This is a genomic window from Phenylobacterium sp., from assembly GCF_030654915.1.
Lineage (GTDB): Bacteria > Pseudomonadota > Alphaproteobacteria > Caulobacterales > Caulobacteraceae > Phenylobacterium.
Map to the genome: position 1 here is coordinate 1 of NZ_JAURWM010000257.1, position 7759 is coordinate 7759.

At 67.1% G+C, this 7759-nt stretch carries 7 protein-coding genes; 5 read left to right on the forward strand and 2 right to left on the reverse strand.

Features of this window, described 5'->3' with window-relative positions; genetic code table 11:
• Both Q7T84_RS13330 and Q7T84_RS13335 read left to right on the forward strand, forming a co-directional pair.
• Positions 1-726, forward strand: a 726-nt coding sequence (locus Q7T84_RS13330) for an FAD-dependent oxidoreductase (protein WP_304809687.1), incomplete at its 5' end; no start/stop codon positions are given.
• A 94-nt stretch (positions 727-820) separates the two neighbouring features.
• Positions 821-2119: a UDP-N-acetylglucosamine 1-carboxyvinyltransferase gene (locus tag Q7T84_RS13335; protein ID WP_304809689.1), complete on the forward strand. Its 1299-nt coding sequence runs from the start codon at positions 821-823 to the stop codon at positions 2117-2119.
• A 113-nt stretch (positions 2120-2232) separates the two neighbouring features.
• Here Q7T84_RS13335 and Q7T84_RS13340 read toward each other — a convergent pair whose 3' ends face one another.
• The gene (locus Q7T84_RS13340; RefSeq protein ID WP_304809691.1) at positions 2233-2754 is read right to left on the reverse strand and encodes a hypothetical protein; all 522 of its coding nucleotides are present in this window, start codon (positions 2752-2754) and stop codon (positions 2233-2235) included.
• A gap of 148 nt (positions 2755-2902) precedes the next feature.
• Here Q7T84_RS13340 and Q7T84_RS13345 point away from each other — a divergent pair, with 148 nt between their 5' ends.
• Positions 2903-3388, forward strand: a complete 486-nt coding sequence (locus Q7T84_RS13345; RefSeq protein ID WP_304809693.1) for a GNAT family N-acetyltransferase — start codon at positions 2903-2905, stop codon at positions 3386-3388.
• Between the two features lie 3 nt (positions 3389-3391).
• Here the strand turns inward: Q7T84_RS13345 and Q7T84_RS13350 are convergent, their stop codons facing one another.
• On the reverse strand, positions 3392-4585 hold the full coding sequence (locus Q7T84_RS13350; RefSeq protein ID WP_304809696.1) for a cell wall hydrolase: 1194 nt from the start codon (positions 4583-4585) through the stop codon (positions 3392-3394).
• Between the two features lie 157 nt (positions 4586-4742).
• Here Q7T84_RS13350 and Q7T84_RS13355 point away from each other — a divergent pair, with 157 nt between their 5' ends.
• Both Q7T84_RS13355 and nadA read left to right on the forward strand, forming a co-directional pair.
• Positions 4743-7091: a PAS domain-containing sensor histidine kinase gene (locus Q7T84_RS13355; RefSeq protein WP_304809698.1), complete on the forward strand. Its 2349-nt coding sequence runs from the start codon at positions 4743-4745 to the stop codon at positions 7089-7091.
• Positions 7092-7259: 168 nt separating this feature from the next.
• Positions 7260-7759 (forward strand): quinolinate synthase NadA (nadA, locus tag Q7T84_RS13360; protein ID WP_304809700.1); only part of this gene is annotated, 500 nt, incomplete at its 3' end.

Below are 7759 nucleotides of genomic sequence, written 5' to 3' on the forward strand. Positions count from 1 at the left end.
CGGCCGTTTCATCTGGAGGCGGATTCCGGCGAGACCTACACCTGCGACGCCCTCATCATCGCCACCGGCGCGCAGGCGAAGTGGCTCGGCCTTCCCTCCGAGGCAAAGTTCCAGGGCTTCGGCGTCTCGGCCTGCGCCACCTGCGACGGCTTCTTCTATCGCGGCAAGGAGGTCGTGGTGGTCGGCGGCGGCCCTACCGCGGTCGAGGAGGCCCTGTTCCTCACCAGCTTCGCCTCCAAGGTGACGGTCGTGCATCGGCGCGACGAGTTCCGCGCCGAGAAGATCCTGCAGGAACGCCTGTTCGCCCACCCCAAGATCGAGGTGATCTGGAACAACGCCATCGATGAAGTGGTCGGCGACACCGATCCGATGGGCGTCACCGGCGTGAAGCTGAAGCACATCGAAACCGGCGAGATCCGCGAGATCCCCGCCGACGGCGTGTTCATCGCCATCGGCCACGCCCCAGCCTCGGAACTTTTCCGCGGGCAGCTTGAGGCCGACGCCGCCGGCTATCTGAAGGTCAAGGCGGGCAGCGCCTCCACCGCGATCAAGGGGGTGTTCGCCGCGGGCGACGTCACCTACGACGTCTATCGCCAAGCGGTGACCGCCGCGGGTATGGGCTGCATGGCCGCGCTTGAGGCCGCACGCCTGCTGGCCGAGGAAGACCACGAGAAAGCCCACAACCCGATCAGCCACCATGAAGCCGAGAAAATCGGCGCCTGGTGACCCCAGACTTGCGCTAGCCGCGCCCGGGGCGTTCCCCGGGCGGACCACCTGACAGCCCAACCACCCTCCCAAAGAAACGGGGCGCAGCGCCGCCATGACGAACCTGATCGTGCGAGGCGGACGCGCCTTACGGGGCGAGATTACGCCCTCCGCCAACAAGAACGCCGTGCTGCCGGTGCTTTGCGCCACGCTGCTAAGCGACGAGCCGATCACCCTGCACCGCGTCCCGGACATCACCGATGTCCGCAAGCTGCTGGAATTCTTCCGCAATCTGGGCAGCTCGGTGGAGATGGATTTCGACACCGGGACCTTGCGCGTCCACCACGGGACCGGCCTTGATCCCAAGGCCGCGCATCTGCCGCTGGGCATGCGCTCCTCGATCATGCTGATCCCGGCCCTGCTCCACCGGTTCGGCCACGCCAGCCTGGAAGAAGACGTCACCGGCTGCACGCTCGGCTCGCGCGAGATCGACCCGCACATCGACGTGTTCCGCGCCTTCGGCGCCGTCGTCACCAGCGAGCCGTCGGCGACCGTCATCACCAGCGGCAAGGGCTTCACCGCCGTCAGCCACTGGCTGGACTACGCCTCGGTGACCACCACCGAGAACTTCGTGCTGTGCGCGGCGACCGCCAAGGGCCAGTCGCGCCTGACCAACGCGGCCTGCGAGCCGCACGTCCAGGAGTTCTGCGAGTTCCTGACCCTGATGGGCGCGCGCCTCGAAGGCGTCGGCGGATCGCGCATCACCGTCGACGGCGTCGATAGCCTGGGCGGGGTCGAGTTCACCTTCGCCGACGACTTCCACGAGGTCGCGACCTTCCTGGCCATGGGCGCGATCACCGGGGGGGAAATCTCCGTCCGCAACGGCTCGGTCGAGCAATTTCCGCTGCTGGACCGCACCTTCGCCAAGTTCGGCGTCGAGGTGACCCACGAGAACGGCTGGAGCCGCGCCAGGGTCGATGGCCCGATGAAGGTGCGCGAGCCCTTCACCTCCAACATCCTGACCAAGGTCGAGGCCGCGCCGTGGCCCTATGTCCCGGCCGACCTGCTGCCGATCTTCGTGGCTCTAGGCGTTCGCGCCGAAGGCCAGGTGATGTTCTGGAACAAGGTCTATGACGGCGCGCTGGGCTGGTCCTCCGAACTGGGCAAGTTCGGGGCCCACGCCATGCTGTGCGATCCGCACCGCCTGATCACCTTTGGCGGCAAGCCGCTGACCCCGGCCACGGTGGACAGCCCCTACATCATCCGCGTCGCCATCGCCCTGTTCATGCTGGCGGCCAGCATCGAAGGCGAAAGCACGATCCTCAACGCCTCGCCCATTCAGCGCGCGCACCCGAAGTTCGTCGAGAACCTCAATGCGCTAGGCGCGGACGTGTCGTGGGTGGCTGGGGACTAGGCCCACAAAATCCACCACCGGGCACTTGTCCCGGTGATCCATAGACGCAGGGCTGCGCAGCTAGATGGCAAACGCCGCGCCTATGGATAGCCGACACAAGTGGGGTCGGCCCGTTAGCGCTTGTCGCGCTTGGCCTGAGCGTTTTTGTTGGCCTGGGAGACGCTGCCCACCTTGGCCGGCGGCACGGACGTCGCACCCTTCTTATTGGTCGCCGCATTCATTCCGCCGCTAGCGGTCTTGCCGGCGGCCGGGTGATGCGGCGCGGGGGCCGCCTTGCGCATGGCCAGGGCCCGGCGTGCCGAGCCGGTGTGAGCGGCGCGCGCATCGGCGGCGTCCAGCCTTGAGGCTTGCTTGTTGAGCCGCTTCATCGCGCTGGAGAAAACTTGCTTACGCTCCAACGGGCGCTCGGCCGTCCCCGGGAAACTTCCGCCCCGCGCGTCGGCCTTGCCGCGCACTTCGCGCGCCTTCTGCCGGGCGAAGGTCCGTTCGGTGTCGCGCAGGGTGCGCAGCCGCCGCCGGGCGTCAGCCACGCCAGCGCGATCGAGTTCGAGAAGCGCCGGATAGTGCGAGACTTTCACCACCTCGGCTTCGTCGTGGGTCAGCAGGCTAAGCTCGCGCTTGTTCGTGATCGACATGTGGATGTTCTCCCTACCCCGGCGCTATCGGCCGATGCCGAAACGCGCCACGCTCGCCTTGGTTGCGTGGATGGCGCGCGCACGCCGCGACTAAGATTGCAGTCTGAATCGGTTTTCGCCTGACGTATGGCTCGCCTAGAGTGCTGGCATGATCCGTCATGCCGCCCCCGCCGACCACGAGGCCATCCGCGCCGTCGTCCTCGCCGCCTTCGGTCAGTCCGACGAGGCCGATCTCGTCGAGCGGCTGCGAGCCGCCGGCGACGCGATGTTCGAACTGGTGGAGGAGGACGGCGGCGAGATCGTCGGCCATATCCTCTACAGCCGCCTGTGGGCCGACAGCATCAATCTATACGCCGCCCTAGCCCCACTGGCCGTGCGCCCCGATCGTCAACGCGGCGGCGTGGGCAAGCGCCTGACCACGGCTTCGCTGGAAACCGCCAGGGAGTTCGGTGTCCACGCGGTGATCGTCCTGGGCCACCCGGAATATTATCCGAAGTTTGGGTTCAGCAACGACGCGACGGCCAAGGTGAAGTGTCCCTATTCCGGCAGTCCGGCCTTGATGGCCCTGGCGCTGGAAGACGGCGCTCTGGATGAGGCCCTGCTGGTCGCCTACCCCGAGGCGTTCAACGGCTGATCTCTAGGGCGCGGCCGGCCCGCCGCCGTCCGACGCCGAAGCCGCGGGCGCCGCGCTCGGGGCGGGCGCCGCGGGACCGTCCATGGCGGCCAGCGACCTGTTGATCTCCTGGACCTCGTCGGCTGTCGGCTTGCGGCGAGGCGCGTAGAGAGTGCCCAGCACCCGGGTCTTCTCGCCGCCGTGCGCCGAGGCGTCGGCGACGGTGTAGGTCCGCACCTCACCCGCCACCGCCAAGGTCAGTTTCCGGTTGCCGCCAATCCCCTGCGCCTCGGGATCGAGCAGGCCGTTGGTGCGGGCGTCCAGCCCGCCGAGGATGGCGGGCGACAGATAGGCCTCGCCACCGGCGTAGCGGCCGGTAAAGGCCGGCGGCTCCCCCCACGGGCCGGTCCACCGATAGAAGATGTGCAGGCCGACCTGCTTCATCTTCACCAGGGTCGGCGCCCAGTACGGGGCGACGTAGTTGGCGTGATAGTGGGTCGCCGAACCCACCGCCTTGTTCACATGCCCAGCCAGCGCGTTGCGGGCGACCTGCTGGGCCTGGGCCCACAGACCGGACTCGGGTGCGTAGCGCAGCGCGCCGTCGCAGGTGAAGCTGAACTGGCAGCCGGTCGTCCGCGCCGCGCCCTGGTAAACCACCCCGCAGATCGACTTTGGATAGGCTGGATGCCGCACGCGGTTCAGCACCACCTGGGCCACCGCCTCCTGGCCGAGTTTTGGCTCGCGGGCGCTCTCATAATAGACCGCCTGGGCCAGACACTTGAGAGCTCGGGTGCGATCCGAGCCATCGGCGGCGAGCACGAACGGGCGCATGGGCCGGATCGGGAGCTTGGAGAAGGACCGCATGGCGTTGATCTCCTCGGCGGTCTCCACCGAGGTCGTCCCCAGGCCAAGGTCCGGGATCTGGGTGATGTCGAGGCTGGACCAGCCTATCGGCCGCCCCCAGGGATCGGCCTGCCGAACCGGGTCGTGCCGCTTGGCCAGCGACAGCATGGCTGGGTCCATATCGGCGGTCAGGCGCGCGAGTCCCTTGTTCGACAAGGTGCCGGCCACCGCCGCCACGCCGCTCGACTTGCCAGCCTCCTGGGCCTTGTAGTTGGGATTCGCGCAGGCCAGCAGGATCACCGCGCCCCCGCAGGTCACCGCCAGGGCCAGGATCAAACCGCGTTGCGAAAAGATCTGCGAAAGGTTCAGGCGCAAGGTCTTACGTCATTTCCGAGCCGGCCAAGTTGAGACCGCAACCGGGCGAAAATAGGGAACAAACCTTTCGATATCGAGTGTTGCCTACAGCCGCCAGCGCCAGCATGCTCAACCGACCGGCTCATCAGCGCCGGAGTTTGAGGAGCGTCCGGTGCAAATGAGCCCCGTCGCCCTGCCCTTACGTTTCATCCCCAGGCGCTCGCCGCCGTTCCCGGTGGCGTTGGCCATCAGCATCTGCGCGATGACCGCGGCCGTCGGCATATGCGGAATGTTCGTTGGTTGGGAGAACGCGTTCAGCCTCTCGCCGACCTATTTCCCGGCCTTCATCGTCGCCACCTTGTTCGCCGGTCAGCGCTGGGGATGGGTGACGCTGCTGACCGCGCTGGCGATCGGGCTCGGCTCCCGCGAGGCGATGCCCCAGCAGTTCGCCGAGCAGGCCGACATCGTCCTCTATGCGATCTCGGGCGCGGTGACGGTGGTGGTGGCCAGTCGGCTGCGGGAGATCGTGCTGCGGCTGGACGAGGCCCAAGCGGCCCTCGACCGTAGCGAGGCGCGACTGCAACTGGCCCAGGACGCCGGCGAGGTCGGCCTGTGGGACTGGGACGTACTCACCGGCGAGGGCTACTGGTCGCCGACGCTCTACCGCAACCTCGGCCTCAAACCCGGCGGGGATTCGAACATCCGCACTCTCCTGGAGTGCATCCATCCCGACGACCAAGAGTGGGTGCGACAGAGCAACATATCGGCCATCAGGACCGGCAAGATGGCCCCGACCGAGTATCGGGTCGTGCGGCCGGACGGAGAGATCCGCTGGCTGCTGTCGCGGGGTGAAATGCTGCAGAACGGGACTGGCCGCATTGTGCGGGCCACCGGCGTCAACATCGACATCACCGAACGCAGGCTGGCCTTTGAAAAGGTCCGCGAGAGCGATGCGCGCTTCCGCGCCCTGGCCGACAGCGCCCCGGTGCTGCTCTGGGTCTCGAGAGCCGACGGCCGCCGCGAGTTCGTCAACCAGGCCTATGTCGACTTTCTGGGGGTGTCCTACGACGAGGCGCTGTCCTTCGAGTGGCGTCACCGCATCAAGGAAGACGACTTGGAACGCGTCCTGAAGGAACAGGTCGCAGGCGAAGCCTCGCGCGCGCTCTTCACGCTCGAGGCGCGCTATCGGCGAGCGGACGGCGCCTGGCGCTGGATCAGGTCAGTGTCCCAGACCCGGTCCGGCCCCAATGGCGAGTTCGCGGGCTTTGTTGGTATCGGCATCGATATCAGCGACGCCAAGCAGGCCGAACTTGATCTGATGCGGATCAACGACCTGCTGGCTGAGCGGGTCCAGGCGGCCCTGGCCGAACGCGACGAGGCCCAGGCGCGGCTGCACCACGCCCAGAAACTGGAGGCCGTCGGCCAGCTTACGGGCGGGGTGGCGCACGACTTCAACAATCTGCTCACCGTGGTGATCGGCGCGCTCGACCTAATCCAGCGCCGGCCGGACGACGCCGAGCGGCGCGACAAGATGATCGAGGCGGCTCTGGGCGCGGCACGGCGCGGCGAACGCCTGACCCATCAACTGCTCGCCTTCTCCCGGCGACAGGCGCTGAAGCCCGAGGCTGTCCGCATCGACGACCTGATGAAGGAGAGCGAGCCGCTGCTGCGGCGCGCGGCGGGCGAGGCGGTGATCCTGAATCTCATCCCAGGCGCACCGGGCGCCGTCGCCATGGTCGATCCGGGCCAGTTCGACGCCGCGATCATGAACCTGGTGGTCAACGCCCGCGACGCCGTTCGCCAGGGCGGGTCGGTACGGTTGGAAACCAGCATCTGCAGTCTCAGTGAGGGACAGGTGCAGGACATCCCAGCTGGCGACTACGTCCAGGTGGTGGTCCGCGACGATGGAATGGGCATGGCGCCCGACGTCCTGGCCCGCGTGTTCGAGCCGTTCTTCACGACCAAGGATGTCGGCAAGGGCACCGGGCTTGGTTTGTCCCAGGTCTACGGCTTCGCAAGACAGAGCGGCGGCGGGGTGGTGATCGAGACGGCGTCCGGCCAGGGCGCGGCGGTCAGCCTCTATCTGCCCCGCGTCGCAAGCCCCGCCGACATCGCCGAGGCGCCCGCCGAACAGATCACGGCCCAGGCTCGCCCTCTCGAGGTGCTGCTGGTCGAGGACGACGCCGAGGTGGCGATCATGGTCGCGGCCATGCTGGAGGAGCTTGGCCACCACGTGACCCGCGCCGACGGCGTCAATCGCGCCCTGGAGCTCCTCAAACGCCAGGGTCCGATCGATCTGATGCTGACCGACCTGGTGATGCCTGGCGAACGCTCAGGCGTGGACTTGGCCCGCGCGGCGTCGGACATTCGCCCCGGACTGCCGATCATCCTTTCGTCCGGCTATACCGGCGAGACGCTTTCGACCGCGGTCGACGCCCCCTGGCCCTTGCTGCGAAAGCCCTACTCGGCCGAGCTTCTGGCCCACACCATCGCCCGCTCGATCGATCCCGAGACCCAGGCGGCCTGACCTGCCTTCAAGATAAAGTGGGCTTGTCCCCGACCGAACGGGGGTCTATATCATCGTCTATCGGTTTTGCTCCTTTTGAGCATAATCATGACGCCGACGGGCGCTGCAGACACCCGCGGCGTTTTTTGAGGCCGAAGAAATGCTCAGATTGAGCATAAGGAGGACACCATGGCCGACGGTTCGCAACTTGCGTTCACGCCCGCTGTTGAAGCCGCCACCCTTCCCATGTGGGAAAAGGTCAAGCATCACGTCACCCCGATGGAGTGGCGCCTCCAAGCTCCGCTGATCGCCGAGATCAATCGGCTGAAGCGCGAAAAAGACGCCGTCATCCTCGCCCACAACTACATGACGCCGGAAATCTTCCACGGCGTCGGCGACTATGTGGGCGACAGCCTGGGCCTGGCCAAGGAAGCCGCCAAGTCGGACGCCAAGATCATCGTCCAGGCCGGCGTGCACTTCATGGCCGAAACCTCGAAGATCCTGTCGCCGGACAAGATCGTGCTGATCCCCGACCTGCTCGCCGGCTGCAGCCTCGCCTCCTCGATCACCGGCGCCGACGTGCGCCTGATCAAGCAGCGCTATCCGGGCGTGCCGGTCGTCACCTATGTGAACACCACCGCGGACGTGAAGGCTGAGACCGACGTCTGCTGCACCAGCGCCAACGCCGT